Source organism: Thermostichus vulcanus str. 'Rupite' (assembly GCF_022848905.1).
GTDB lineage: Bacteria > Cyanobacteriota > Cyanobacteriia > Thermostichales > Thermostichaceae > Thermostichus > Thermostichus vulcanus_A.
In genome coordinates, this window is the sequence record NZ_JAFIRA010000003.1 from 24,131 (window position 1) to 50,824 (window position 26,694).

At 55.2% G+C, this 26,694-nt stretch carries 18 protein-coding genes and 1 pseudogene; 5 read left to right on the forward strand and 14 right to left on the reverse strand.

Going from position 1 to position 26,694, the window contains the following annotated elements:
* Window positions 1–34: 34 nt before the first annotated feature.
* The 3 genes from JX360_RS02200 to JX360_RS02210 all read right to left on the reverse strand — a co-directional run bounded on the left by JX360_RS02200 (window position 35) and on the right by JX360_RS02210 (window position 6,361).
* Window positions 35–1,597: a B12-binding domain-containing radical SAM protein gene (locus JX360_RS02200; RefSeq protein WP_244348863.1), complete on the reverse strand. Its 1,563-nt coding sequence runs from the start codon at window positions 1,595–1,597 to the stop codon at window positions 35–37.
* A 186-nt stretch (window positions 1,598–1,783) separates the two neighbouring features.
* The gene (locus tag JX360_RS02205) at window positions 1,784–4,978 is read right to left on the reverse strand and encodes an efflux RND transporter permease subunit (protein ID WP_244348865.1); all 3,195 of its coding nucleotides are present in this window, start codon (window positions 4,976–4,978) and stop codon (window positions 1,784–1,786) included.
* 72 nt (window positions 4,979–5,050) lie between these two features.
* A complete protein-coding gene (locus JX360_RS02210) occupies window positions 5,051–6,361 on the reverse strand; it encodes an efflux RND transporter periplasmic adaptor subunit (RefSeq protein WP_244348868.1) in 1,311 nt (436 codons plus the stop codon).
* A 357-nt stretch (window positions 6,362–6,718) separates the two neighbouring features.
* On the opposite strand from JX360_RS02210, the gene JX360_RS02215 reads away from it, so the two are divergent.
* The 3 genes from JX360_RS02215 to JX360_RS02225 all read left to right on the forward strand — a co-directional run bounded on the left by JX360_RS02215 (window position 6,719) and on the right by JX360_RS02225 (window position 9,280).
* Window positions 6,719–7,495, forward strand: a complete 777-nt coding sequence (locus JX360_RS02215; protein WP_244348870.1) for a hypothetical protein — start codon at window positions 6,719–6,721, stop codon at window positions 7,493–7,495.
* A 249-nt stretch (window positions 7,496–7,744) separates the two neighbouring features.
* On the forward strand, window positions 7,745–8,401 hold the full coding sequence (locus tag JX360_RS02220; RefSeq protein WP_244348872.1) for a DUF2808 domain-containing protein: 657 nt from the start codon (window positions 7,745–7,747) through the stop codon (window positions 8,399–8,401).
* A 51-nt stretch (window positions 8,402–8,452) separates the two neighbouring features.
* Entirely contained in the window at window positions 8,453–9,280 is an 828-nt protein-coding gene (locus JX360_RS02225; RefSeq protein ID WP_279611176.1) for an undecaprenyl-diphosphate phosphatase, read from the forward strand.
* A 10-nt stretch (window positions 9,281–9,290) separates the two neighbouring features.
* Here the strand turns inward: JX360_RS02225 and JX360_RS02230 are convergent, their stop codons facing one another.
* The 11 genes and pseudogenes from JX360_RS02230 to JX360_RS02280 all read right to left on the reverse strand — a co-directional run bounded on the left by JX360_RS02230 (window position 9,291) and on the right by JX360_RS02280 (window position 24,201).
* Window positions 9,291–9,902, reverse strand: coding sequence for a hypothetical protein (locus JX360_RS02230; protein ID WP_244348876.1), 612 nt, complete (start codon window positions 9,900–9,902; stop codon window positions 9,291–9,293).
* 147 nt (window positions 9,903–10,049) lie between these two features.
* Window positions 10,050–10,250 carry a hypothetical protein gene (locus tag JX360_RS02235; RefSeq protein WP_244348878.1) on the reverse strand — a complete coding sequence of 67 codons (201 nt, stop codon included), beginning with the start codon at window positions 10,248–10,250 and terminating at the stop codon, window positions 10,050–10,052.
* Between the two features lie 189 nt (window positions 10,251–10,439).
* Entirely contained in the window at window positions 10,440–12,557 is a 2,118-nt protein-coding gene (gene glgX, locus JX360_RS02240; RefSeq protein WP_244348880.1) for a glycogen debranching protein GlgX, read from the reverse strand.
* Between the two features lie 154 nt (window positions 12,558–12,711).
* Complete coding sequence (locus JX360_RS02245) at window positions 12,712–14,121, reverse strand: 1-acyl-sn-glycerol-3-phosphate acyltransferase (RefSeq protein WP_244348882.1); 1,410 nt, start codon at window positions 14,119–14,121, stop codon at window positions 12,712–12,714.
* Between the two features lie 134 nt (window positions 14,122–14,255).
* Window positions 14,256–14,708: an AbrB family transcriptional regulator gene (locus JX360_RS02250; protein ID WP_244348893.1), complete on the reverse strand. Its 453-nt coding sequence runs from the start codon at window positions 14,706–14,708 to the stop codon at window positions 14,256–14,258.
* 185 nt (window positions 14,709–14,893) lie between these two features.
* On the reverse strand, window positions 14,894–16,009 hold the full coding sequence (locus JX360_RS02255; protein WP_244348895.1) for an alkene reductase: 1,116 nt from the start codon (window positions 16,007–16,009) through the stop codon (window positions 14,894–14,896).
* Window positions 16,010–16,122: 113 nt separating this feature from the next.
* Window positions 16,123–18,891: a cation-translocating P-type ATPase gene (locus JX360_RS02260; RefSeq protein ID WP_244348897.1), complete on the reverse strand. Its 2,769-nt coding sequence runs from the start codon at window positions 18,889–18,891 to the stop codon at window positions 16,123–16,125.
* 237 nt (window positions 18,892–19,128) lie between these two features.
* Entirely contained in the window at window positions 19,129–20,733 is a 1,605-nt protein-coding gene (locus tag JX360_RS02265) for a serine/threonine-protein kinase (protein ID WP_244348899.1), read from the reverse strand.
* A gap of 40 nt (window positions 20,734–20,773) precedes the next feature.
* A complete protein-coding gene (gene ppk2, locus JX360_RS02270; RefSeq protein ID WP_244348901.1) occupies window positions 20,774–21,694 on the reverse strand; it encodes a polyphosphate kinase 2 in 921 nt (306 codons plus the stop codon).
* A 451-nt stretch (window positions 21,695–22,145) separates the two neighbouring features.
* A pseudogene (locus JX360_RS02275) lies at window positions 22,146–22,853 on the reverse strand (RNA-guided endonuclease InsQ/TnpB family protein); the annotation flags it as partial.
* A 130-nt stretch (window positions 22,854–22,983) separates the two neighbouring features.
* Window positions 22,984–24,201, reverse strand: a complete 1,218-nt coding sequence (locus JX360_RS02280) for an HhoA/HhoB/HtrA family serine endopeptidase (RefSeq protein ID WP_244348905.1) — start codon at window positions 24,199–24,201, stop codon at window positions 22,984–22,986.
* A gap of 263 nt (window positions 24,202–24,464) precedes the next feature.
* On the opposite strand from JX360_RS02280, the gene JX360_RS02285 reads away from it, so the two are divergent.
* Complete coding sequence (locus tag JX360_RS02285; RefSeq protein ID WP_244349021.1) at window positions 24,465–24,914, forward strand: nucleoside deaminase; 450 nt, start codon at window positions 24,465–24,467, stop codon at window positions 24,912–24,914.
* A 223-nt stretch (window positions 24,915–25,137) separates the two neighbouring features.
* Window positions 25,138–26,343: a SpoIID/LytB domain-containing protein gene (locus JX360_RS02290; RefSeq protein ID WP_244348907.1), complete on the forward strand. Its 1,206-nt coding sequence runs from the start codon at window positions 25,138–25,140 to the stop codon at window positions 26,341–26,343.
* The last annotated feature ends 351 nt before the right edge of the window (window positions 26,344–26,694 follow it).

A 26,694-nucleotide genomic window follows, 5' to 3' on the forward strand; every position in this document is an offset into this window, starting at 1 on the left:
GGAACCTCTATCTTTACGTTTATCTTAACAAAAGTCAGCTTCCAGAAGGGGCAGCCAGCAAAGGATCATAGCCTAGCTGTTGTGTGAGCCGAGCACGGGCCAATTCTCGATATTCCCAAAAGTGTTCTCCGGCAGCACAGAGGCCCAAATACATGTTCAAGACATACGGTTTTTGTTGCAGAATAATCCACAGCTGCCACCAAAACTGGCCGCGAATTTCAGGACGCAGAATCCCTTGTCGCCAGATCAGTTGAGCGATTAGCTGTAGTCCTTTGCGCAAGGGCAGCTTCATGGTTTGTCGCTGTCTATTCTTGATACCAAGATTCAAGCATTGTTGTAAGCAGCGGGATAGATATCGGCTGGGTTCATAGAGCCGCCAAAACCCTTCCACATACTCGCGGGCGATCTCCGCCAAAGACCGGGTAGGAATAAAATTCATCAGGGTGTTCTGATCTCCCACCTCCGTAACACCGATCCCCTCCACTAGGCGCTGCTCCCTTTTCAAACGGTTCCAAAGCTGCGTGTTCGGCAAGGCTTGCAAAATGCCCAACATCGGCTGGGGAATGCTGGTTTGTTCCACAAAAGCTTGGATTCGTTCTCCAGCTCCTGAACGCTCCCCATCAAAGCCAAGAATAAAGCCAGCATAGATCAGCAGCCCAGCATTGTTGATCTTGCGGCAGGCTTCTACCAACGGATGACGAGTATTTTGAAGCTTTTGGGTGACCTGTAAGCTGTCTTGATCCGGGGTTTCAATGCCCAAAAAGACAGAATAAAATCCTGCCTCCACCATCAGGCTTAACAATTCCTCATCTTCGGCCAAATTGACCGAAGCCTCGGTCATGAAGGTAAATGGGTAATGGCGTTCCTTCATCCAAGGGATCAGCGCTTTTAGAAATCGCTTCACATTCCTTTGATTGCCAATAAAGTTGTCATCCACCACAAAAACGGATCCCCGCCAGCCCAAGTCATAGAGACATTGCAACTCCGCCAACATCTGACTGGGCTCTTTCGTGCGAGGCTTGCGCCCATAAAGGGAAATAATGTCACAAAACTCACAATTAAACGGACATCCCCGCGAAAACTGCACCGACATCATAAAATACTGATCCATGCGCAGTAGATCAAAGCGGGGGATTGGGCTTTGGGTTACATCTGGCTTTTCAGAGGCCCGAAAGATCCCTGACTCTTGCCCGGCGTTTAGGGCCTCAACAAAAGCCGGTATCGTGATCTCCCCTTCGTCCAAAACCAAGTAGTGGGCTCCCGAATCAAGGGCATCCTGGGGTACCGAAGTCGGATAGGGGCCTCCTACCGCTACTTTTTTGCCAAGAGCCACTCCCTTACGAATCAGAGCATGAAAATCTTGTTTTTGCACCAGCATGGCGGACAGAATGACCAAATCACACCACTGCCAATCGGCTTCTGTTTCAAAAGCTACATTGCGATCCACAAAGCGAATGTCCCAGTCTTGAGGCAGTAGGGCGGCAACCGTGATCAACCCAAGGGGGGGAATCACAGATTTGAGTCCCACCATCTCAATCGTGCGATTGTAAGACCAGAAAGACTGAGGGAACTGAGGATAGAGCAACAGTGCTTTCATACCGCTCTGCTCCGGAATTGGGATAGTTTTTACCTGGGCATTTGCTATGGGATCCTGACTGCAATTGCCCCTAAGATTATAGGGTGCTTGTATATGGAGTGCTTATAGGGTGCCATCCTGGCTAAGTAGAGATCCGGTAAGGACTCCACAAATCTTGGCTGATTAAGACTTTGCAGAACTCAGGGCCTAAGGGGTTTCTTCCGGCAACAACCCTTTCGGATCTTCGGGCGCAGCCAAATGGGACAAATCCACACGGGCTCCAAAAATCCGCGTCTGGATCCTCTTAATCAGAATGTAGAGCACCGGCACCACAAACAAACTGAGCAGGGTAGAAACGAACATCCCCCCCATTACCGCCGTTCCCAACGACTGTCGGCTGCCGGCCCCTGCTCCCACAGCCACCGCCAGAGGAAAAATCCCCAGGATGGTGCTCAAGGCAGTCATCAAAATGGCTCGAAAGCGAGTTTCTGCCGCCTGTACCGCCGCTTTGAAAATCGGGATCCCTTGTTCCAGCAGCTGATTGGCAAACTCCACAATCAAAATCGAGTTTTTACTAGCCAGCCCGATCAACATCACCAGCCCCACCTGACAGAAGATATCGTTGGATAGTCCGCGCAGCAACTGCGCCGAGAGCGCTCCCAAGACCGCCAGCGGCACCGCCAGCAAAATAATAAAGGGATCCACATAGCTCTCAAACTGAGCCGCCAACACCAGAAACACAAACACCAGACCCAGACCAAAGATAATCGGTGCTTGTCCGCCCGACTCAATCTCTTCAAGGGAAATGCCCGACCACTCGAACCCAAACCCCTGCGGCAACAGTTGGGCAGCCAACCTTTCCATGGATTGGATCGCTTGACCGGAACTGAACCCTGGCAGCGGATTACCCTGAATCTCGGTGGAACGAAAGAGGTTGAAGTGGTTAATGATGTCAGGGCCGGTGGTTTCCTCGACCTGCACCAAGGTGCTCAAGGGCAACATCTGGCCCTCGCCACCGCGTACATAAAATTGGTTGATGCTATCCGGGTTGGCCCGGAAGGGCTGATCCGCCTGCACATAGACGCGGTAGTTGCGGTTGAACAGGTCGAAGTTATTCACGTAGGTGCCCCCCAGCAGAGTTTGCAAGGTGCCAAAGATATCCGCCATCGGGATCCCTAGCAGTTGTGCCATGTTGCGATCCACCCGTACCTGGAGCTGGGGTGAGTTGGCGCTGAAGGTGGGTGGGTTAATTTGCAAACCGAGCGGGGGTTGTCCCGGTTGGGGTGGGGAGTTGCCGACAAAGAACAGGGTGTTCGCCGTTTGCTCGAGCAAATTAAAATCGTTGACCCCGCGATCCTGCAGCTGAAAGCTAAACCCACCCGAGACCCCCAAATCTGGAATGGCCGGGGGCAAAATCGGGATGACCAGCGATTTACTGATCCCTCCCAAGAAAGGCCCAAACAGTTGTCCCACAATTGCTTGAGCTGACTGATCCGGTCGCCGTCGCTCTTCCCAGGGTTTAAGGGCGGCAAAAATCAAGCCATTGCTTGCGGAAGGACCCGTAAAGCTAAAGCCCCCAACAATCGCCGTATCGCGGATTTCCGGGATCCCTTGCATAATCCCCGTCGCCTGCTGGATCACCCCATCGGTGTAGTTCAGGGAAACCCCCGGTGGTCCTTGAATGAAGGTGATGAAATAGCCCTGATCCTCATCCGGCACAAAGCCTGTGGGCACGATCTGGAACAGCCAGTAGGTCAAACCCAAGCACCCGATGAACAACGCCACTACCAACAGCCGCAACTTCACCACCCAGCCCAAGAGCCCACTGTAGGCAGCGCGGATCCCTTCTACCAAGCGATCAAACCCGCGCAACAGCCAAAACATTTGCCCAGACTGCGGGCGAATCAGAAGAGCGGATAGGGCCGGGGCCAGGGTAATGGCATTAAACGTGGATAAAGAGACCGACACGGCAATGGTGACTGCAAACTGCTGATAAATGCGGCCACTGGTACCAGGGAAAAAAGCAATCGGCAGAAACAACCCCAACAACACCAGCGTCGTCGCCAGCACCGCCCCAAACACCTCGCTCATCCCCGCCGAAGCCCCTTGCAGAGGCCGCATCCCTCGGTCGCGGATGTAGCGGGAGATATTCTCCACCACCACGATCGTGTCATCCACCACCAAGCCCGTCGCCAACGTCAGGCCGAACATTGTCAGCGTATTGATGGAGAAACCAAACAGGCGCACGAAAATAAAGGTGCCCAGCAGCGCCACCGGGATCGTGATCGTTGGGATCAGGGTGATGCGCCAATCTTGCAAAAAGATGAACAGCACCAGCACCACCAAGCCAATCGCCTGCAATAGGGTGCGAATCACCTCCCGTACCGACTCGTTGATGAACAGAGTGGCATCGAAGGGGATTTCGTAAATCAATCCCGGCGGGAAACTTTGGGCCAAATCCTCTAGGGTCTGCTTCACCCGCTCCGCTACTTCTAGGGCGTTGGCATCTGCCTGTTTGGTAATGGCGATCCCGACCGCCTCCTGACCACCAATGCGGAAGAAAGTATCGTAACTTTGGGCCCCCAGCTCCACCCGCCCGACATCGGCAATGCGGACCAAGCTGCCATCCGGGTTGGCCCTGAGAATGACTTGGGCAAATTCATCCGGTTCCGCCAGTCGCCCCACCGCCTGCACATTGATCTGAAACTGCTGATCGGGGGCACTGGGTTGGCTGCCTATTTGTCCGGCGGGCACCTGAATGTTCTGTTGGCGTACCGCGTTCACCACATCCTGGGCCGTCAACCCGTAGCTGGCCAGCCGCAAGGGATCCAACCAAATGCGCATGGCATACTTGCGATCCCCAAACACAATCACATCGCTCACGCCCCGAATGCGGCGGAGAGCATCTCGCACGTACAACTCGGCATAGTTGCTGACAAACAGCTCGTCATATTCTCCTGCCTGCGAACGGAGCGACACCACCTGAATGAAGGCACTGTCTCCCGACTTTTGCACCGTAATGCCGTTTTGGTTCACCTCTGCCGGCAACTGCCCTTGCACCTGGGAGACGCGGTTTTGGACATCGATAGCGGCGGAGTCCAGATCCCGTTCCGGGTTAAAGGTGACCGTGATTTGGCTGGTGCCGTTGCTGCTGCTCACCGAGGAGATGTAGCGCAAACCCTCCACGCCGTTGATCTCTTGCTCCAACAGATTGGTAACGGCTGTTTCTACCGTCTCGGCGTTGGCTCCCGGGTAAACCGCCGTCACCGTCACCGCCGGGGGGGCCACCTGGGGGTAGTAATCCACCGGCAAAAGGGGAATGGACACGGCCCCCACCAGCACAATAATGATGGAGCAGACAGTGGCAAAAACAGGACGGCGAATGAAAAAATCAACGAACATAGGCCAGGGATCCGCTCCAATAGGGGGTTAGCTTGTACTCGAGGATCCGCACCTTGGGATCCCCAGGAGAATTTAGGGTTGGGACGGGGATCCCTCAGGGGGTCCCCCTTGTTGCATCATCATTTGCTGGAAGATCACCTCATCCATAATCGGTGCGCCATCGCGGATTTTTTGCAGACCAGTCAGCACAATCGGCTCATTCGCCTCCAGCCCCTCCAGCACCTCGTAGCTATCGCCCTGAATGGATCCCAGTCGAACTGGCCTCTGGACAGCAACTGCCCCTGGGGGCATTCCCTCTGCTACTGGCGGGGTCGTTTCGACGGTGTAAACAAAGTTTTGCCCCGCCACCCGCGCCACCGCTGTCACCGGAACCACCAACCCCGGTCGCTCCTCCCAAATGATGCGGGCTCGCACAAACTGTGCCGAGCGCAACTGCCCACTAGGGTTATCCAACAAAGCCTTGGCCAGAACCGATTGGGTACCTGCTTCCGCCTGCGGAGAAATGAAGGAAATTTGGCTGCTGCCGATTACCTGATTGCGGCTATCCAAAATTTGTACTGGGGTACCGATGCGCAACTGGGGGGCCCGTTCCAGCGGGATATTCAAATTGATCTCCAAAGACTGGCTCTGGCTTAGCGTGGTCAAAATCGTTTGGGGAGTCACATAGTCCCCCTGCTTGACCAGCACCTCCCCTACAACCCCAGAAAAAGGGGCATTGACCTGGAAAAAGCGCAACTGCACCTGCTGCTGAGCGGCATCCGCCTGAGCCCTTTGCACCTCTCGCTCCGCCCGTAGAATTGCCGCCTCTTGCGCCCGAATTTGCTCTTCCTGGGCCGCCAAAGCCGCTTCCGCTTGCCGCAGATCACGACTGGATTGATCCACCTGCAGTTGGGTGATCACCCCTTCTGCCAACAAACCCGTGTTGCGCTCGTGCTGTTCACGGGCAAAATCGACCTCCGCCTGCAAACGCAGCCGATCCGCTTGTAATTGGCTGAGAGTGGCCCGACTACTTTCGACGGCAGCTTGGGCAGAGGCAATGGCTGCCGATTGGCTGGCGACCACTGCCTGCTGCTGGCTAGAGTCGATCTGAAACATGGGGGATCCAGCAGCCACTTCGGATCCGAGCTGGACAAAGACTTGGGTAATCTGACCACTCACCTGGGGGTTAATGCTAGCCACCTGCTGAGCCCCAAGACTGGCAATAAACTCTGAGGCATCCTCTAGCATCCGCTCCTCAACCACACCGATTTCCACAGGCGTAGGGGGTGGCCCATCTCCTCCACCCATGCTTTCCATCCCTTCCGGCGGCCCCCCAGCTCGACAGGCCGTCAACAGCAAGGAGAGACATAGCACCGGCAGAGCTGTCCACGATCTGGTCTTCATGATGTTGCTCCCACTCCAGGGATCCCGCCACTGGACTTCTCGATAACTTAGGGTAGTGAACCTGAGCTGCCTCGCACCTGCACAAAAACGCTTGAAATTCTTCGCAATACAGAACTACGCTGTATGCTTAGCAAAATTTCTAGACGGTTTACCTCTCCCAGCCCTCTGTGTCCCGGGAAATTCCTCGCTAGACTGTCTTAGAGCTGGGACTTTGCCTGCCCTCTGCTTATTAGGTTATTGGGAACCGTGGAATCTGAACCATTGTCTGCAATCTTGAGTCCAGTCAAGATCCTCTTCGGCAAATCCTACAGAATAGGCTAGAGCTACCCCTGGCTAGAACAATTGGATAACAATTGGATGAGGAAACCTGTCATGACCCGCTCCTGCCTACCCCAAATGGAGTTTCACCCGCAACGCTGGCTGTGGAGCTGTGTCGGGGGCATCGCCATCGCTGCCCTCAGTGCTGCTGCCGCTTGGGCCCGCCCTGTGCTGGAAGTGCGCATGACCTTGGGATTGCCCATCAACCCCAATTACTGGTACATGGTGGCCCTGAGCCGTGCCGGTAGCCCTGGCCCCACCGCCAACCTAGTGGATCCCAACGTCAGCTTGGGGCCCAATGACTATGCCTTTGTGCGGGACTGGGATTATTTGATTCGGGTCACTCCCCTCAACGACGAGTCGGTTTTGCAGTCCACTATCCAGCGTTTTGGCGAGCCAGAACGGGAATTTGCGGTCGGCTTTAACGAAGTACGGGTGGATCGCCTCAGCCGCGACCGAGATACCCTGAACTTCCAAATCGACATCTCCGAATTGGAGGGCTTAGATGGGCAAGAACAAGATATTCAAGTGGCGCTACTCACCGCCCGTGCCCCTTTCCGAGTCGCTTCTGAAGAAGCCAACCTGGCTATCGATGCTACCCGTGGGGATTTGCCCAACTTCTATCGCCTCAGTCTGTCCAACCAACGGCAGGTGATTGTGGATGATCCGCAACGACAAGAAACGGTACGCCGCAGCCGCGAGTTAATTCAGATGGGCACCGGAGCCACCACCACCCGCGACATTATTGAGGGGGGAGCTTTAGAAATTCTGGCCGCCAACATCCTGACTTTTGATTTGCGCCTGGTGGATCGATAAGGGTTTGATGAAGGCAAGGATTGCTTCACCCCACCTCACCTGCCAGATTTTGTGGAGGCTTGGAAGCGGCGGGTGGTTCTGTACTACAGCCTGAAGTGAAAGTCCTAGAAATCCAACCCTACGCGCTAATCAAACAACGGCTGCTGCTGGAATGTACGGCTCTCCTTATCTTAAAGGGCGTAAAACTGCGCACCTCCGCACCCCTGGAAGCCAGAAGCCCACTCGGTCGGTCGGATCCCATCCTTTACAATGGACTACGATGTTGTCGCCCGTGGTGTCAACCAGGGGTCGTGTCTGTGGATTTTGTTTGAAGGTGCTGAAGTGTTTTGGCGAACGGAGGTTTCGGTGTTGGGAGCAGGAGAGCGTTCGCATGGAGTTCCTACGGGGATGAAGCTGCTGTTGGCAGGATTACTGCTGGGGGGGCTGGGATCCCTGGTGATACCCCGCTCTGTAGAGGCACAGTCAGGCTTGGTGATCACCGGCAGCGAAGGGGTACCTGTCCTCAGCTATCGGCTCGATTTTCGCGGTATTCGCGGACGGTTAGAGCGCTACCGTCTGACGATTCCCCCTCAGGATCTGGCGGTGGCAGAAGTGCAGATCAATGGGGATAGAAATTTTGATGCCCGTATCGATCCCGAAAATGTGCGATTGGAGGTGGAGGGCAACCCGGTGGAGCTCGATGAGGTGTACTGGAACGAAGAATTTCGCTCTTTGGAGGTGGTAGCTCGTCAACCGATTGCGGCTGGACAAGAGATGCGATTGGTTCTTTCCAATGTCCGCAACCCTAGTGCTGCCGGGATCTATCGGGTGGAGGCGCGGGTGCGCGGCACAGAACCAAACCCCCTCTTCCGTAATGTCGGCAACTGGTTGATCACCATCGATGATCCGGAGCGGATCGGGTTCTAGAGGAAGGTTGGCTCAGGGGTTGAGGGAGAAGAGAGGGCTTGGTCTTTGCTGTTGGCTGACATTTGGTATCCCAACTGGTGGCAGGCCCTCATTTTGGGTATGGTGCAGGGGCTGACCGAGTTTATTCCGATTAGCAGTACCGCCCATCTGCGGGTCTTTCCGGCCTTGGTGGGATGGCCGGATGCAGGCGCCTCCTTTACTGCGGTGATCCAGTTGGGCAGTTTGCTGGCGGTGTTGATCTACTTTGCCTCCGACTTGCGACAACTCCTCCTAGCCTCTTGGAACGCCTGGCAAAAGCGAGACTTTCATCAGGAAGCATGGCGGCTCTTGGTCGGGATCCTGGTGGGAACATTGCCGATTGTGGTGGTGGGGTTAGCGATCAAGGTGATCTGGGGATCCCCGCCACGTCAGTTGTGGGTGATTGCCGCAGCCGCCATTGGTCTGGCCCTGCTGTTGGGGTGGGCAGAACAGACGGGTAAACGAGAGCGGGATGTTCATAGCCTCGGCATTTGGGATGGGATCTGGGTGGGGTTGGCCCAAACGTTGGCTCTGATTCCAGGAGTTTCTCGGTCGGGAGCCACCATTACTGCCGGGTTGTTCCTCAATTTGCAGCGTTCTGTGGCCGCTCGTTATTCTTTCTTGTTGGGGATCCCAGCTTTGTTTTTGGCGGGAGGGCTGGAATTTATCTCGGATTTTGAGGTGGAGGCTTTGCTGTCGCAAGCGGTGGGCACTGTCTCTGCGTTTGTCTTTTCTTATCTCTCGATCGATTGGTTGCTTCAGTTTTTGCAGCGCAGCAGCACCTGGCTGTTCATCTTTTACCGGATTGGCTTTGGCTTGTTTATTGTCTTGGGCCTGACACTAGGATTCTTAAGACCCTAATCCGTTGCGGTCAACCGCAATCCGTAGGGATCCCTGAAGTAGTCGCTCCTTTGGGGAGGCTTTTCCGACTGAGAAGATTGGCCTCACAAACTCTGAAGATCTGTTGTAGCAACCCTAACAGTTGCCCCATATCGCCAGTGGCATAGGGCGAGGATTCATAAACACTACCCAACGATACAAGTTTGTAAAATTGCCAGGTGGTGCCATTGGTTACAATTCCGAAAATGTCAATGTCCCATCCCGTCTGCTGGTTTTGCCATTGACAGGCTTGCATTGCCACCAAACACTGAGCTAAACCCTGTTCAAAATCATCCTTTTTAGCTTCGATAATGCAAAGGCATGGGTTTTCCAAATACCGTTTGCGTTCTGCGATCAGATAATCGACAAATCCAGTTGCCTGTTCCCCTTCTAGAGGCACACCTTTCCAAATCTTGAGGTGTTGAGTGGTGAGAATAGCTTCTTCACAAATCGCATCGATCAATAGCTTTTTAGATTCTTCATAGCTCTGGAGATCAAATGACCTTTCCAGTCGGGTTAGGCGCTCTTGAAAAAAATCACTGAGGGGGGCGCGCTCCGCTTTTAGCGGCCACGGGAGCAGATCAGTCAGACCCAGCTGTTTCATGGCTTGCGCCAAGGAATAACTGGAGAATTGTTTTTTTGGGTATAGGCGGCAGGCATAGCAACAATCCCCTGCTCAAAATGACGGCTCCGACTCCATTGAGTCTAACAGGGGGGGAACAGAATACCTTCTGACCTAGAGCGGATCCCTTTAGCGCCGTTTGGAACAGCGCCGCAGCAACCAACTGGCGGCGGCTCGATCTCCTTCATCCCAGGCCAATCGTTCCACAGCCACCATCACCATCGAGGCAATGACTGCCTCACTCAGACGTCGGGAACGTAAATCCTGCACGGCTGAGGTGGCGGCCTCGAGGTCGCGGCTACGGATCGCACGGAGCAGATCGTCAGACATAGGCGAGGGCCAACTAGCCTTATTACCATTCCTTCTGTCACACTTCTACCCCAAAAGGAAGAAGTTTCCGTTTTGCTTCCACTTTCCGTCAGAGATTGCAAGGGTTTGTCTTGCTTCCTCAAAGTGCCTTAGGAAACGTTACATTTTTGCTACTGGATGTGGAGATCCTTTGTGTTCTCATCGGGATCCCTACAAGCGGCGCAACACCAATATCGACCGATCCTGTACCTGAATTGGTTTATCCCCCTCGTAATGGGATCCCACCTCTACAAAGCGAGCTTTGCAGGTATCGATCACCAGCACCCATTGGCGATCTTGCAACCCGATTGGCAGCACAAACTCCAGCGGCTCGTAATGGGCATTAAACAGAAGCAGAAAACTGTCATCCAAAATCCGTTCTCCCCGCGGGCCAGGGGTGACAATCCCTTCTCCGTTTAGGAAAATGCCAATCGCCTTAGCAAAACCCACCTGCCACTGTTCTTCCGTCATTTCGCCGCCATCCGGGTTAAACCAGGTGATATCTGCTACCCCCCGAATCGAGCGCCCCTGGAACCACTTGCGCCGCCGAAACACCGGATGTTGCCGCCGAAAGAAGATCAGTTGTCGAGTGAAATCGAGGAGGGAGCTGTTCTCATCCGGCAAATCCCAGTTGATCCAGGAAATCTCGTTGTCCTGGCAGTAGGCGTTGTTGTTGCCCTGTTGGGAGCGGCCCATTTCATCCCCCGCCAGCAGCATCGGTACCCCTTGGGAGAGGAAGAGCGTTACCAAAAAATTACGTTGCTGCCGTTTGCGCAGAGTCAACACCTCGGGATCCGTCGTTGGCCCTTCTACTCCACAATTCCAGGAGCGATTGTGGCTTTCGCCGTCGCGGTTGTCCTCGCCGTTGGCTTCGTTGTGCTTGTCGTTGTAGCTGACCAAATCCCGCAGGGTAAAACCATCATGGGCGGTGATGAAGTTGATGCTGGCGTTGGGAGTGCGTCCGTTGGTTTGATACAAATCGGAGCTACCAGTAAAGCGATAGGCAAATTCTGCCAAGGTTTGATCTTCCCCCCGCCAAAAATCCCGCACGGTATCCCGATATTTACCGTTCCATTCCGACCAGCGCAGCGGAAAATTGCCCACTTGGTAGCCCCCTTCCCCCACATCCCAGGGTTCGGCGATCAGCTTCACATCGGAAAGGGTGGGATCCTGATGCACAATATCGAAAAAAGCAGCCAGGCTATCCACCGCAAACAGTTCCCGCGCCAGCGCCGAGGCCAGATCAAAGCGGAAGCCATCCACATGCATCTCCGTCACCCAGTAGCGCAGGCTATCCATGATCAGCTTCAAGACCTGCGGATGCCGCACATTCAAGGAGTTGCCACAACCAGTGAAATCCATGTAGTAGCGGGGATCCCCGTCCACCAGGCGATAGTAGACGGCGTTATCAATGCCCCGAAACGACAGGGTTGGCCCCAGGTGATTGCCCTCGCCGGTATGGTTGTAAACCACATCTAGGATCACCTCAATGCCCGCTTTGTGCAGCGCTTTCACCATCTCTTTGAACTCCCGCACCTGTTGGCCACAGGAACCACTGGCGCTGTAGCCGCTGAAGGGCGCAAAGTAATTGACCGAGTCGTAGCCCCAGTAATTCACCAGCCCTTTTTCTACCAAGTGACCGGGGTGCGAGAGAAAGTGATGAACCGGCAACAGTTCTACAGCCGTAATACCCAACCGTTGTAGGTGGGAAATGGCAGCAGGATGGGCCAGTCCGGCGTAGGTGCCGCGCAGGTTAGGGGGAATCTCTGGGTGCAGTTGGGTAAAGCCCTTAACATGCAGCTCGTAGATGATCGTCTCGTGGGCCGGGATCCGCAAAGGCTCATCCCCTTGCCAGTCAAAGGAGCCATCGATCACCACCGCTTTGGGCACCAGAGGGGCGCTGTCGCGCTCCGAAAAGCTTAGATCCCCTTCCGGCGCCTGCCAATCATAGCCAAAAATCTCTGGACCAAAGCCGATCAACCCATCAATAGCTTTGGCATAAGGGTCAATGAGCAACTTGTTGGGATTGAAGCGCTGGCCATTTTGAGGATCATAGGGTCCATGCACACGGAAGCCATACCGTTGTCCAGGGGCGATGCCGGGGATGTAGCCATGCCAGACAAAAATATCCCGTTCGGTTAGTGGTAGGCGGGTTTCATGGCCTTCCCCATCGAACAGGCACAACTCCACTGCAGTGGCATTTTCGGAATAGAGGGCAAAGTTAGTACCTCGGCCATCCCAACGGGCTCCGAGTGGGTATACCTCGCCAGGCCAGAGGGGAACATACATGGGCGAAGATTCTCTCGGCTGAACTGCAAGCCTTGAACTGCCAGCGGGCAAAGCTCGAGATCAGTTCGAACAAACTCCCGGCAGCTCCCGGCTCCGTTATTGTTGTATTGTTGCACACTTCCTGAGAGGAGATTTCCGCCACCTCTACTGGAGATTAACCGGTTACGACCTCTTGCGGGTAGGGTTTCCCTTTCAAGAGTCGCTCCATTTCCGCTTGCAGATCTTGGGTCAGGGTTTGCACGGCTTGGCGGCGGTTGGCTTGGTAAAGGGGCCAGCGCTCTGAAACCGAGAGGGGATCCCCAATGCTAAAGCGAGCCAACCGCGGTCCTAAGTTGGGAGGAGCCAATTCGGCGGGGTTTTTTCCCTTAATCCAGGCCAGCAGATTCCAAAGGCGCAGAGCCGTTTCTGCCAATCCTTGTAGGCTGGGTTGTTCCGGTACTGGGCGCACCGCAAACACCATCAGGGTTTCCACAAGGCGCATGTGCCAGAGGTGAAAACTAGCCTCAGAAGCAACTCGGTTGGCCAAACCCAGCTCCAAGGCTGAGAGGGAGGAAATATCAGGAATATCTTCCCGATAGATCCAAGCCCATCCCGCCTGTTCAATGCGGTGTCGCCGCTCAATTAAATCCCCTTGAGGTTGCAGGCCAAAATGCTGTTCTGCCACGCGCAGGGCTAGGTCCGATAAGCTCTGTAGACGCGCCAACAGCTCGAGATCTTCTGCTGGAGCTTTGCCTACATTAGCTAGATCGGTATTGGGGAGGGCAGGGACGTAAAAACGCTCATAGAAGCGTTGCATCACCTGGATCAGGTGTTCTCCCAAGCGCAGGATGCGAGCCAGTAGGAACTCTTGGCTGGTATGGGCCGATTTGACCGGCGGGAGCTTACAGTCTGCTTCCATGCGGCTCAGCAGTTTATCCAGAGCAGCACGGGGATCCCTTAGGTAATAGTAGCGAAGGCCCACGGGCAGGATCAGAACCTGTTCTGGACGCTCCGCTTTACGCAGATCCTCTACGGCCCAGAAACCCATCTGGGCCACTCCCGGTTCTAGGGGGTTGAGAAAACCACTCAGTCCATTTACGGCCCCTTCGGGCGCTACCGCTAAGGGATACTGCCCCGAGACAAACTGCTCCCGAGAACTTTTCAGGCCAGCGCGATCCAATCGGCCCCGCAAAATCGGGATCCCTCCCAAACGGGGTAATCCCCAGGCGGCCAGGGATCCCAACCATAGAGGCAAACCCCGGTCGTAGACAAACAAAACATGCGGACGGCGCCGAAAACGGATCCCCTGTTGCTGGGCCACCTGCGGCAAGAGATGAGAAAACAAGTACATCAAACAGGGGGGATCGTCAAGTGTGGGATGACGAAACGCCACCAACAGGCGAACTTTGCCCGCCTCAAATTGCTCATACAGCCGAACCAATCTCTCACCCCCTTCCACCTCAACCCGTGGGATCCCTTTGGAGAACCACAGCCAAAAGGGTAAACAGGTTTGCACAAAACTTACCACCCACGGGGTTAATCGCGGTGGCAAAAACTTGAGGGGAGGCTGAACCGTTTGCTGCATAGGGATCCTTTCTAGGGCCAACAGAGTGAATGAACCTAGCCTTTGGATCCAATCTAAAGAGGGTAAAGACTGAGAGGAGCAGCTCAGTGACAGTTTTCTGTCTGGCCTAACGCTGCCTAGCCCCAAAATAAAGTTCAAGCCTCAGCTACTTTTTTCTTGCGGCCTCGGGTTGCTTTGGGAGGAGCTTCTTCCGTTGTGGTTGCCTCCTCCATCACCTGACCATTCAAGACTTGCTTGAGGTGAATATGCTTGTAACCCAACTGAATCTCAAACTCATCACCCGGATGAAGCTGCATTTTTTCGGTGTAAACTGCCCCAATGATCAGTTGACCATTTTTGTGAACACTGACCCGAAAGGTTGGCTCACGCCCCCGCTTGTCCCGGCTGGAACCGGGAGTAAGACTCAGACCTTTTGCCGCCAACACCGCATCATAAAACTCATTTAAGTTGACACGAGGCTTGTTGGTCTTGGTTAGGGTTACATAGCCACATCGCTTCGCCGTTTCCCGGCGCGGAAGATGCCCCAGGGATTCAACCTTCTGAAGCAGAGCTTTGCCAGTTAAAGGTTGTGGTGGTATATCCGACATTTCTTAATGTCCTACATCCTTCTCTAAAATCATAGCCTCCGAATGTCCTTCTGCAACCAAAAGTCTGAAGCATTTTTTTGAGGACAAGTTTTCCTGCTCTTGCGTGAAGCAAGAGACCGGAAGGGAAAGATTCTTGTGAGCTGGCGTTCCCGCTCTTACCAAAAGGTGGTAGGGGCAAAAAGAACTCAAGCGCCGAAGGCCGCTGCTGCTTTTGTTGGGTTCAGGGTTGGGTAATCGATATAACCCTTTGGCCCTTCCGTGTAGTAGGTGGATCGATCCACAGGATTCAGTTGGGATCCCTGGGCAAAGCGTTGTGGCAGATCGGGATTGGCAATAAAAAGTCGCCCAAACGAGACGAGATCTGCCCCTTGACGCGCCAGAACCTGGTTGGCTTTTTCGTAGTCATAGCCGCCATTCACCATCAAATTGCCTCGATAGAGGGGGCGAAAGATCGCGGTTGGGATCAGAGTGCCTCCGTGGCGTAAATCCGATTCGCCGGTCTCCATGATTTGTAAATGGGAGAGCGGAAAGTGGTTCAGTTGCTCAACCACGTAGCTAAAGGTGCGAATCGGATCGGAATCCGCCATGTTGTGGTAGGTGTTGCTTGGAGACAGTTTAATTCCCACTCGTCCAGCGCCCCAAACCCCAATCACCGCCTCTGTGACTTCCAGCAGAAAGCGAGCCCGATTTTCCAAAGAACCGCCATACAGATCGGTACGGTGATTGCTGTTGTCTTGCAGGAATTGGTCGAAAAGATAGCCAAAAGCAGCATGAAGCTCAATGCCATCAAACCCAGCCCGGCGGGCATTTTCGGCTCCTTTGCGGAAGTCTAGGATAAGCTGGGCAATTTCTTCGGTTTCTAAGGGGCGCGGGGTGACATAGGGATGCTGGCTGCCATCAGCCAAGGTGACATGGCCTGTAGCGGCAATGGCTGAAGGAGCAACGGGCAATTGACCCTGTTCTTGCAACAGAGGGTGCGACAGCCGTCCCACATGCCACAGTTGCAAAAAGATGCGTCCCCCCGCTTGATGGACTGCTGTGGTCACCTGTTGCCACCCTGCCACCTGGGCATCGCTGTAAATACCGGGTGTGCGAGGATACCCTACCCCTTGGGGAGACACTTGAGTGGCCTCGGCAATGATCAGTCCGGCACTAGCCCGTTGACTGTAGTAGAGGGCGTTCAAGGAAGTGGGAACATTGCCTGCTCCCGCTCGGCAGCGTGTCAGGGCCGCCATGACGATGCGGTTGGGCAACGGTACGGCTCCCATCTGGAAGGGAGTAAACAGATCGGGGGTGACCATAGGGCGAACTTCTGAACTACAGCCCTGCAGTGTAGAGGGCAACAGTCCAAAGAAGCTGTAGCCAGGGATCCCCTCCTCAATCGCAGCCGAAGGCACTGGTTAGGGACTTATACTTAATTGGGATCCACGCGATTGGCCACCGCTGAGACAACGATCATCGGCAAGCTCACCGCCAGGCAAATGCCCCATTGCCCCCAAGACAGCGGTGCGGTGTCGAAGATGATGTTAAACAGGCTCCATTGGCTGAACAGGATCTGGAGCAGGATTGCCCCCCCAATGCCAATGGCGATGGCGGCTGTATCCATAAGGCGTTCGTGTTGTTCCAACTGGCTGGCACGCCCCCGGCCCAACAGGGTGGGAATGGCTTGGCTGAGACTAAGCAAATAGAAGATTCGCCCCATCACCAAGGCTTGAATAGCCATCGAACGGGCGAGATCGATATTGCCGGTCGTTTGCTCGATGTACTCGAAGATGCCAAAAATGAGGATCCAGTTGAAGACTGAGACCAACAGAATCCGTTGCAACAGCTTGGGGGAGAGCAAATTGGCCTTCGGATCCCGGGGGGGACGGGTCATTTCGCGGCCTGTACTCGGCTCGAAGGAGAGGGGCACCGTCATGGTGATGGAGTTAATCATGTTCAGCCACAACACCTGAATGGCCAGAATCGGCAGCTCACGGCCCAGGAGCACGCTGAGCAGGATCGTCATCGATTCCCCCCCATTCACTGGCAGGATGAAGGCGATGGCTTTGAGGAGATTGTTGTAGACGGTGCGCCCCTCTTCCACTGCCGCTTCGATGGAGGCAAAATTGTCATCCGTCAGAATCATGTCGGCAGCCGCCTTGGCCACCTCTGTACCGCTGCGCCCCATGGCAATACCGACATCTGCTTGTTTCAGGGCGGGCGCATCATTAACCCCATCTCCGGTCATGGCGACAATCTGCCCCCGCGATTGCAGCGCTTCCACCAGGCGCAGTTTTTGTTCCGGGATCACCCGCGCAAAGACGGATCCCTGGTTGGCTGCCTCCACAAATTCTTCTGGGCTTAACTGCTCCAGATCCCGGCCACTGTAGGCTTGTACCGCCTGTCCTGCCCCCAAGCCCATCTGTTCGGCAATTGCTTGGGCGGTGAGAACGTGGTCGCCGGTAATCATCTTGACTTGGATCCCGGCAGACTGACAGGAACGAACGGCGGCGATGGCCTCTTGCCGGGGTGGATCGATCATCCCTTGTAACCCGAGAAAGGTCAGGCCAGATTCGATGTCCTTATGGTCGAGTGTCTCCTGCGTGGGAGGAACGATCTTCTGAGCGAAGGCCAAGACCCGCAATCCCTGACGGGCCAGGTAATCCGCCTGTTGCCAAATTCGATCCCCCTCAATCGGTTGGATGTCTCCCTGTGAACCCAGTTCCGTTTGGCAGCGCTTTAGCAGCGCTTCCAGGGATCCCTTGACGTAAATACAGTGCTCATCTGGCCCGAGCCGATGGAGGCTGGCCATGTATTGAAACTGAGACTCGAAGGGAATGCTATCGAGGCGGGGATAGCGCCGCTGCAGCTCTTCCACTTCCATAGCCACCTTTTGCCCCACCACGATCAGGGCCGCTTCTGTGGGATCCCCCACCACCTCCAGTTGGCCGTTGTCCTTGAGTTTCAGCCGCGTATCATTACACAGGCATCCGGTCAGCAGACAAGCCTGTAGACCAGGCAAAGATTGTGGATGCACCGCAGTAGCGGTCTCGGGTTGGAGGATTTGGCCCTGCGGGCTGTAGCCTGTCCCTGTCACCCGATACAGCTCGCCCCCAGCGTAGATGGCCTGCACCGTCATTTGATTCTCGGTGAGCGTGCCGGTTTTGTCAGAACAAATCACGGTGGCACTGCCCAAGGTTTCCACAGCCGGCAGTTTGCGAATGATGGCATGTCGTTGCGCCATCCGCGAGACCCCAATCGCCAAGGTTACCGTCACCACTGCTGGCAAGCCTTCGGGAATGGCACTCACCGCCAAGGCCACCGCCGCCTCGAACATGGTCACCGCCTCTTGCCCTTGCACCAGCCCAACTGCAAAGGTGACCCCAGCTAGGGTGAGAATGATCTTGAGCAACATCAGGCTAAATTGCTCAAACTTGCGGGTGAGGGGGGTTTCCAGGGATCCCCCCTTTTCGATCAGCCCCGAGATGCGGCCCGTTTGGGTATCGTTGCCAATGGCCACCACCAAGCCCATCCCCTGGCCAAAGGTGACGAAGCTACCGGCATAGGCCATGTTCTGTCGATCAGCAAGGGGGGTATCTTCCGGTAGGGATCCCGTCTGCTTTTCTACTGGTACCGATTCGCCGGTGAGGGCGGATTCATCCACTTGTAAATTGCGCACACTCAACAGGCGCAGATCTGCAGGGACTTTATCCCCCGAGGCCAACAGCACCACATCCCCCGGCACCAACTCCCGCGAGGGTACCTTGAGTTTTTGCCCTCCCCGTATCACGGTTGCTTCTGTCGTCACCGACTGGGCCAGAGCTGAGATGGCTTCTTCCGCTTTCGCCTCTTGGATGTAGCCGATGATGGCGTTGATCAGCACCACCCCCCAAATCACAATGGCGTTACGCCAGGATCCCAGGAAGGCTTTGATGGTACCCGCCACCATCAGAATGTAGAGGAGCGACTGGTTGAATTGCAGTAAAAACCGCATCCAGGCAGGAGTTGCCGCCTTGGCCTTCAGTTCATTGGGGCCGTACTGTTCCTGTCGCTCCTTCACCAGCGCCGGGCTTAAGCCCGTTTCCGAAAGGGTGGCCAGGGATCCCGATGTCCCGGTGATTTGCTGGATGACCTCCAGTTCTGACAAAGTGTGCCAATTGAGGGTGGGTAAAGTCAGGGGAGCGGGGGCCGAGCTTGGCATAGAGCTGTCTCCAGTCCGACACAACAAGATTGGGGCTCGAATGTCTGTTTTTGCCCTTAAGACGTAACAGTTAGCCTAACGGATGATACCAGACTGTTAAAGTCAAGCTGCTGACCTGAGGGTGCAATCCATCCTGTAATCAATCCGGTAAATTTAACCAGAACAAGAGTGTCAAGGGCTACATGGTAAGGATCCCAGCAGTATCTTCGCTATTTGCTGCAATCGGCTCATTTGCCCTCAAAGACAAGCATTCATTTTTTTCAGTACCACCTGATCCAACAGCAACAAAGCGGAGCGTAAACCCCCCGCATACCCCCAAAAGAAACCGATGGGTAAATGCCCCTTTGCCGCCTGTAAAGAGGTATTCAGCTCGTCATAGCCCAGCCAGCGGCCTTGCACCCACCAACCTACTTTTTCCGCCATCTGTTCTTCACGGGGAAGAGCACCACTTCTCCCTGTGAACGTCCCACTTGGGCCCAAGCCTTGCCACAACTGCTTTTGCACACTGAAGCCGAAGCGCCCCAGACTGGTTTGCACCCAAAATTGGTCGATCAGGCGCAACATCGGGCAAGGAAAAGCCTGAATGTCTTCCAGGGCAAAGTAGCCGGTGGTGGAGCGGCCACTGAGTTTCAACATCAGGGCCGATGTCCAGCGATCCGCCTCTCTCCATTGCCCGGCTTGCAGCCGATCCCATAATCCTTGAAACGCAGGAGCTGCTTCACCAACCCATTCTTGCCAGGGGGACGTGACCGGGTTTGCTGCTGGCTGGGATCCCCTTGGGCCAAAGTCCGGCCCCATCTGTACTTCTGGAAATACAAGAGATCCGGGATCCGGGGCCATTTTCACCGTGGCGGGGGTGGGCGGCGCAACGATGCGTTCCAGCTCCTCCGCAGAATGCTCTATCAGCAACCGTTCCAATTCATCTTCAGGTTTGGCCAGGATTTGCTGCAATTCCTGGAGATCGCGGGTTTGGATCCCGATCCCCGGGTGGGGCTTACCCTGTTGGATCCCTGCAGAAGTATCAGAAGGCTCTTCGACAAGCAGTTGCAGCCACTCTGCGATGGTTTGTGGGCGCTCCTCCCATTTCAAAGCCATCCCCTGCTCAATCGCTCGGCTCACCCGGCCAGGAATATCGGGGTTCAGCCGTTGGGGTGGATCCAGCTCCCGGCCTGTGGCTCGTACCGGCGCACACAGGGGTACCATTCCAGTCAGCAGTGTGTAGAGGGTAGCGGCTAGGGCATAGACATCGATAAAGGCTCCCCGACGGCGCCAGGTATCGTATTGCTCCAAAGGGGCATAGCCATCGGTACCTAAGGAAGTGTGCCGCTGCAGGATCCCTTGAGCAAAGCCTCGGGCCAAGCCAAAGTCAATCAACACCGCCTGTTTAGACTCAGCCCGCACCATAATGTTGGCAGGTTTCACATCCCGATGCAGGATCCCTTGCTCATGCAAGGCGCTGAGGGCGGATCCCACCTCTTGGGTGAAGCGCAGTGCTTCCGGCAAGGGCAGTGGCCCCGTTTGACGCAGGAGCTGATGCAGGGTTTGGCCGCGAATAAACTCCATGACGATGCACCAGCGTTCCCCTTCGCGGATCACCTCCTCCACCTTGACCACATGGGGGTGACGGCAGCGGGCCAACTGGAGGGCCTCGTTCATGAAACTCTGCTCAAAGCGCGGATAGTCGGGATCCCGGGCAATACTATCGTTCAAGACCTTGATCACCACCTGGTCAGCACGGAAGTTGTCCCAGGCACAGTAGGTGATGCCAAAGCCGCCCTCCCCTAGGATCGACTCAATGCGATAGCGCCCCTCCTGTAGTTTCTCCCCGACTGCCCAAGCCATACCCAGTTCCCCGCTCTGGGGCTATTCTGTCACAGGCTTCTCAGTACACCTGCGGCACGTAGAACTGTTCGTTGCGGGGTGGGCGCTGATAATGTCCCCCTTCCTTGCGAGGTGGTAGCTCCACAGCCTCAGGGATCAGATCTTCGTAGGGGATCTTGCTGAGGATGTGGTGAATGCAGTTGAGGCGGGCACGGCGTTTGTCGTCAGCTTCCACCGTAAACCACGGGGCTTCAGGAATATTGGTGTGGGCCAGCATCGTGTCTTTGGCTTGGGAATATTCCACCCAACGGTTACGGGACTCAATATCCATGGGACTGAGCTTCCAGCGCTTAAGGGGATCGTTAACCCGCTTTTGGAAGCGCCGTTCCTGTTCGTCATCACTGACGGAAAACCAATATTTCAAAAGAATAATATCGGAGCGCACCAGCATTCGCTCAAACTCGGGGCAGGAGCGCATGAACTCCTGATACTCCTCTTCGGTGCAAAAGCCCATCACTTTCTCCACCCCAGCCCGGTTGTACCAACTGCGGTCAAAGATGACAATCTCTCCGGCAGCAGGCAAATGGGCTACATAGCGCTGAAAGTACCACTGGGTTTGCTCCCGATCCGACGGTACCCCTAAGGCCACCACCCGACAGCCGCGTGGATTCAACGGTTGGGTCAGGGTAGTGATCATGCCCCCCTTCCCAGCGGCATCTCGCCCCTCAAAGATGATCACCACCTTCAATCCTTTGTGCTTTACCCAGTACTGCAGCTTCACCAGCTCCACTTTCAAAGGGAACAACTCCCGCTCATAATCCTTTTGCGAGAGTTTGCGACGCTTGGGGCCCGGCTGCCCAGGGAAAAAAGTGGGTTTCGGGATCCCGGTGGCTTTGAGACGCTTCTTTTTGCCCTTGGCCATGGGTTTTGCCTCGGGGGTAGAGGGCAGGAGAATCGGTTGGGAATCCGGTTCAGGGGTCACGTGGCTACTCCGACTAAAGGACAAGCACTGACTCTATGAAGCCAGATCTAACTCGGGATCCCACCCTAGCTCAACAAACTGTCATGCTGTTGAACCCTGATGTAGGGCAAACACCTGACAACAGCCCGCCAGAGTTGGGGCGCAGATTGAGTTGGACTGCCGAGCAAATAAAGCTTCTCAACAAGCAATCGCCAATAACAATGAGCTATTACGGCTGTCTCTTACCCATTTACTACAACAAGCCATTGAACAACTGACATCCTCCTGACGCTGACCCTAACGGGTACAGCACGGGGTTCCTCCTTCAACCAGCCGACTTGTCCAAATCAATGACCCTACGGGTCGTGCGGAGCACGATTGCTTGACTTGGATAGTGGTCGTTCTGTCCAGAGGCGTTAATTCCGGTGTGCCCCACCGTACTCAACCCAGCCAATCTCAATCCCTTCTCCAGACGGGCTTGTTTCACAGCCCAGTCTTTACGCTGCCGACTCACTTTCAGGTGTTGCCGTCTCAGACGATTTGTTGCTTTCTTGCGATTTTGGGATCCCTTTTGCTTTTTGGAAACTCGCCGCTGCAACCGTTTCAGTTTGCGCTCCGACTTCCTCAAAAACCTGGGGTTTTCTACCTCAGTGCCATCGGTTGCCTTGTAGAAATACTTCAACCCCAGGTCAATGCCAACGGCTTTGCCTGTGGGTGGAATCGTTTCCTGTCGGTCAACCGCAATGCAAAACTGAGCGTAGTAGCCATCCGCTTTGCGCACAACCCGAACCCGCTTAATCTGGGAAATCGGGTAGAAATGCAAGTCCCTGGCTCCTACCAGCAAAAAGGTTCCGGCCTTGAAACCATCGGTGAAGGTAAGATGCTTCCGGTCGGCAGAGAGCTTCCACCCAGAGGTTTTGTATTCCACCGAGCGGCAATTCTTCTTGAACCTGGGGAAGCCCTTCTTCCCGGGCTTCTTAGCTTTGCAATTGTCGTAGAACCGTTTGATAGCAGACCAGGCACGCTCCGCGCTAGCCTGTCTTGCCATTGAATTAAGCTTGCCTGCCCATTCAAATTCCTTGGCCAATACAGCACAGAGTTTGGAGAGGTCGTACTGTCCTACCCCCTCGACGCTGACCCTAACGGGTACAGCGCGAGCCTTCCCGTCTAGCAAGGTAATTGGTGAAGCAAAGTATCTGTTGAAACCTCAAGACCCGCTTCAGACGCTACCAAACCGTCATTGCCAAATCAATCACTCATGGCAATCAATCTGGGGAATGCGAACAGCAAGGGATACACAAACACAAATGCTAGGGCTCCGTTGGGAGTACCCCGGTTCTGACTTCAAAGGCTTGCTCCTGCCCGTCCCGGATCACCCGCACAGTGAGAGCATTGCCCACGCCGGTCGCCTCCACCATCTGCTGTACCTGTTCAGCATCGCGAATGGGTTGATCGTTGATTTGGGTGATCACATCTCCCTCCCGCAAGCCGATTTGCTCGGCTGGGGAGCCAGGGATCACCTGCCCAATCAAGACCCCTTCCTGCACAGTCAAGGTTGTGGGGCGCTCGGGATCCCGGTTGAGGCGCTCAACCATTTCCGGGTTAAGCGTAATCATACGGATGCCCAAGAAGGCGTGATCGACGCGGCCATGCTTGATGAGCTGCTCAGCAATTTCCATGGCTCGGTTGATGGGAATGGAGAAGCCAACGCTCTGGGCCCGTTGGAAAATGGCTGTGTTCACCCCAATCACACGACCTTCTGCATCCAAGAGTGGGCCACCGGAGTTGCCCGGATTAATCGCCGCATCCGTTTGTAGGAAAGCCACTCGTTTGTTGGCGGCCCCAATTTGACCTGAGGAACGGCCAACCGCACTGATGATCCCGGCGGTTACAGTGTTATCCAAACCAAGTGGGTTGCCAATGGCAATGGCCCAATCCCCCGGACGCACTCGGTCGGAGTCTCCCAACGTCACTGTCGGCAGATCCTCGCCCTCAACTTTGATCACCGCCACATCTGTGACGGGATCCGACCCCTTCACTTCCCCCTCAAAGGTGCGCCCATCCAGCAAATGCACCGTCACCCGCTCGCTGCCCTCCACCACATGGGCATTGGTAATGATCAGGCCACTGGCATCGATGATGAACCCGGAACCCGTCCCTTCCCGCTGAAACTCCTGTGGCAGTTGTGGTATCTGATCCCCAAAGAAGCGGCGGAACAGGGGCTGGTTAAACAATTCGGGATTGGCCACTCTTGACACCGTGCGGGTCGCATCAATGCGTACCACCGCCGGCCCCACCTCTTCGGCAACCGCTGCGATGAAGTTGGAAGGCCGAACAACATCGGCAGAGCGAGGCTCAGCCTGAGGCAAACGAGATTGCACCTCTTCTGTGGCCCGTCGTGTCCAGGTGCTGACAGGGCTCTGCTCCAGCCATTCTTGCCCAGAGCGAGACGACAGCCAGACTCCACCCGCAACGCCTCCACCAAACAAAACCATCGCCAGAAGTGTGTGCCGTAGAATCCGCACCATGAATCCTCCCAAAGCTGTGCAAGGTCGATTAAGAGAGCTGATGGCTGTGACAAGCCAGCGTGCGCCGATTCTGGGTCAGACAGCCCGATTCACGCTTGATACTTCACTTGATATTTCATTAGTAAGGCCATGTGTGATCAACCTAGCAAATCCTGAAGAGGGCGGCAGTGCTCGAAAGGCCCAAAATGATCGGGAATAAGAGCAATTTCCCCAACGCCTCACAGCCAAGCGGTCGGGATCCCTGGCAAATCCATCGTGGCTGGATGCAATTGGCCCTTGAGGCAGCCCAACAAGCGGGAGAGGCGGGAGAGATTCCCGTAGCCGCTCTGGTGGTCGGCCCTGGAGAAGCGTTGCTCGCCCTGAGCAGTAATCGACGGGAACGAGATCGGGATCCCACTGCTCATGCGGAAATCTTGGCTTTGCGGCAGGCGGGACAACACCTGGGAGATTGGCAACTGCTGGGCTGTCGGTTATATGTGACCCTCGAACCCTGTCCGATGTGTGCCGGGGCAATCAGCCAATCTCGCCTGGCTCAGGTGATCTACGGCGCTGATGACCCTAAGGCTGGCGCATTGCGCAGTGTGCTGAATTTGCCAGCATCCGGCGCTAGTTTCCATTGCCCAGAGGTGATCGGCGGGGTTTGTGAAGCCGAGTGTCGGCAACTGTTGCAGCAGTGGTTCCTGCGGCTGCGACGGATCCCACCCCACCCCTAGTAATTTTGTCCGGTTAGGGTCGTGCATCTGCAGGATGTTTTTGATACTGTCATAACGGGCTTGACCGCTACTCTCCTGTGATTCTTGAGGTGGGTTATGCCCCTCAGGGATCCCCTACCTGTGGAGTTTGTCGGCCTATTCTGTCAATCAATCTTTTGATTCTTAACAGTAATTTCTGTGCTCATTGCTCAGGCTGTCGTTGCTCATGTTGAGGATCTGGTGCGTGCCTGTTGCCCTTTTTTCTTCTCCTTCCCCTCCTGTTCTGTCCTATCGTCAGTCCGCTTGGTTGAAGGGTATTGCTCTTCTGATTTGGGCCTGGCTGTGTTTAACTTTCCCGGTACAGGCGCGCGTGTTGCTGCGGGTGGGCATTGCCGTCAACAAACCGCAGGTGACCCTCGGGAGCTCTACAGGGGCGCGGCTGCTGAATGCCCAAGGGCAACCTCTGGCAGAGGTTCAAGCCATGCAACCGTTGCGGGCTACCCGTTCTGGTGCGGGGGTCAGCTTAGCCGGCCAGCAGGGACAACGCCTCTACCTGCAGCCGACATCCCCGGATGGGCTAGTGTTTATCAACCAAAATTGGTATCGCGGCTTGGTGGAGTTGATCCCAGGCGAGAACGGGGTGATCGCCATCAATCAAGTCGGCCTGGATGACTACGTTTCCAGCGTGGTGGGCAGCGAAATGGGGCACCGTTTCCCACTTGAGGCTCTTAAAGCTCAAGCGGTGGCCTCCCGCACATATGCCCTCTACCACCGCGGTCGCCGTTCTAACCAGCCATTTGATCTGGGGGATGGTGTCGATTGGCAGGTGTACAAAGGGGTGGCCGCCGAATCCAGTCGGACCCAAGCGGCGGCCCGCGAGACTGCCGGACAGGTTCTCATCCACCAAGGTCAGCTGATCAATGCCGTTTTCCACTCCTCTGCGGGGGGGCATACGGATGATGCGGGGAATGTGTGGCTAGAGTCGTTGCCCTATTTGCAGGGGGTGCCGGATTTTGACCAAAACTCGCCTGTCTTTAGCTGGACCGCTACCATCCCCGCCCAGCAAATCCAACAGTTGGCCTCTGGCATTGGCGCGATTCGCTCGGTTGAGGTGTTGCGCAGCTCCCCTTGGGGACGGGCGATGATGTTGCGCTTGACGGGATCCCAAGGCAGCAAAGACCTGAATGCCGGTGAGTTTCGTCGGTTATTGGGGTTGCGCAGCACGATGATCGCCATTAGCCCGCGCGGAGCTGCCACAACTACCGCCAGCCTCACCCCCGTAACAGGATCCCCACCGGCGTTTTTTGAGATTCAGGGGCGCGGCTATGGACATGGAGTGGGCATGAGCCAGTGGGGCGCTGCCGGTATGGCGGGCCAAAACTATTCCTACCAGCAGATCCTCAGCCATTATTACCGCAATACGGGCCTAGCCTTGGTGGAAGGGCGCTAGAAACAGGCCAGGGATCCCAGATCCCAGGACAGTATTGGACAAGAGAGATTGAAATAGACTATTTGGTAGCAAAAGCGGCAGCAGTCTTTAGGGTTGTGTGGAAGACAAGATTTTTATTGTCTCTGTGGTTGATTCCTGAGAGCCTGTTGCGATTCTATAGATTTTGTTAACTCCAATGGCGGATTGTCTTTGGATGTTCTGACATTATTGACTCCCTCTTTGGCTGAATTGCCGATAGGGCCTAGGATTTGAGTGCTTCCTGCTGTGGTGGCAAGACTGAGGGGATCCCGAAAAAGTCCGGTTTGGATCTCTTGGGGATCTTGTAGAGATCTTGAATTCTCCTGTCGAAAT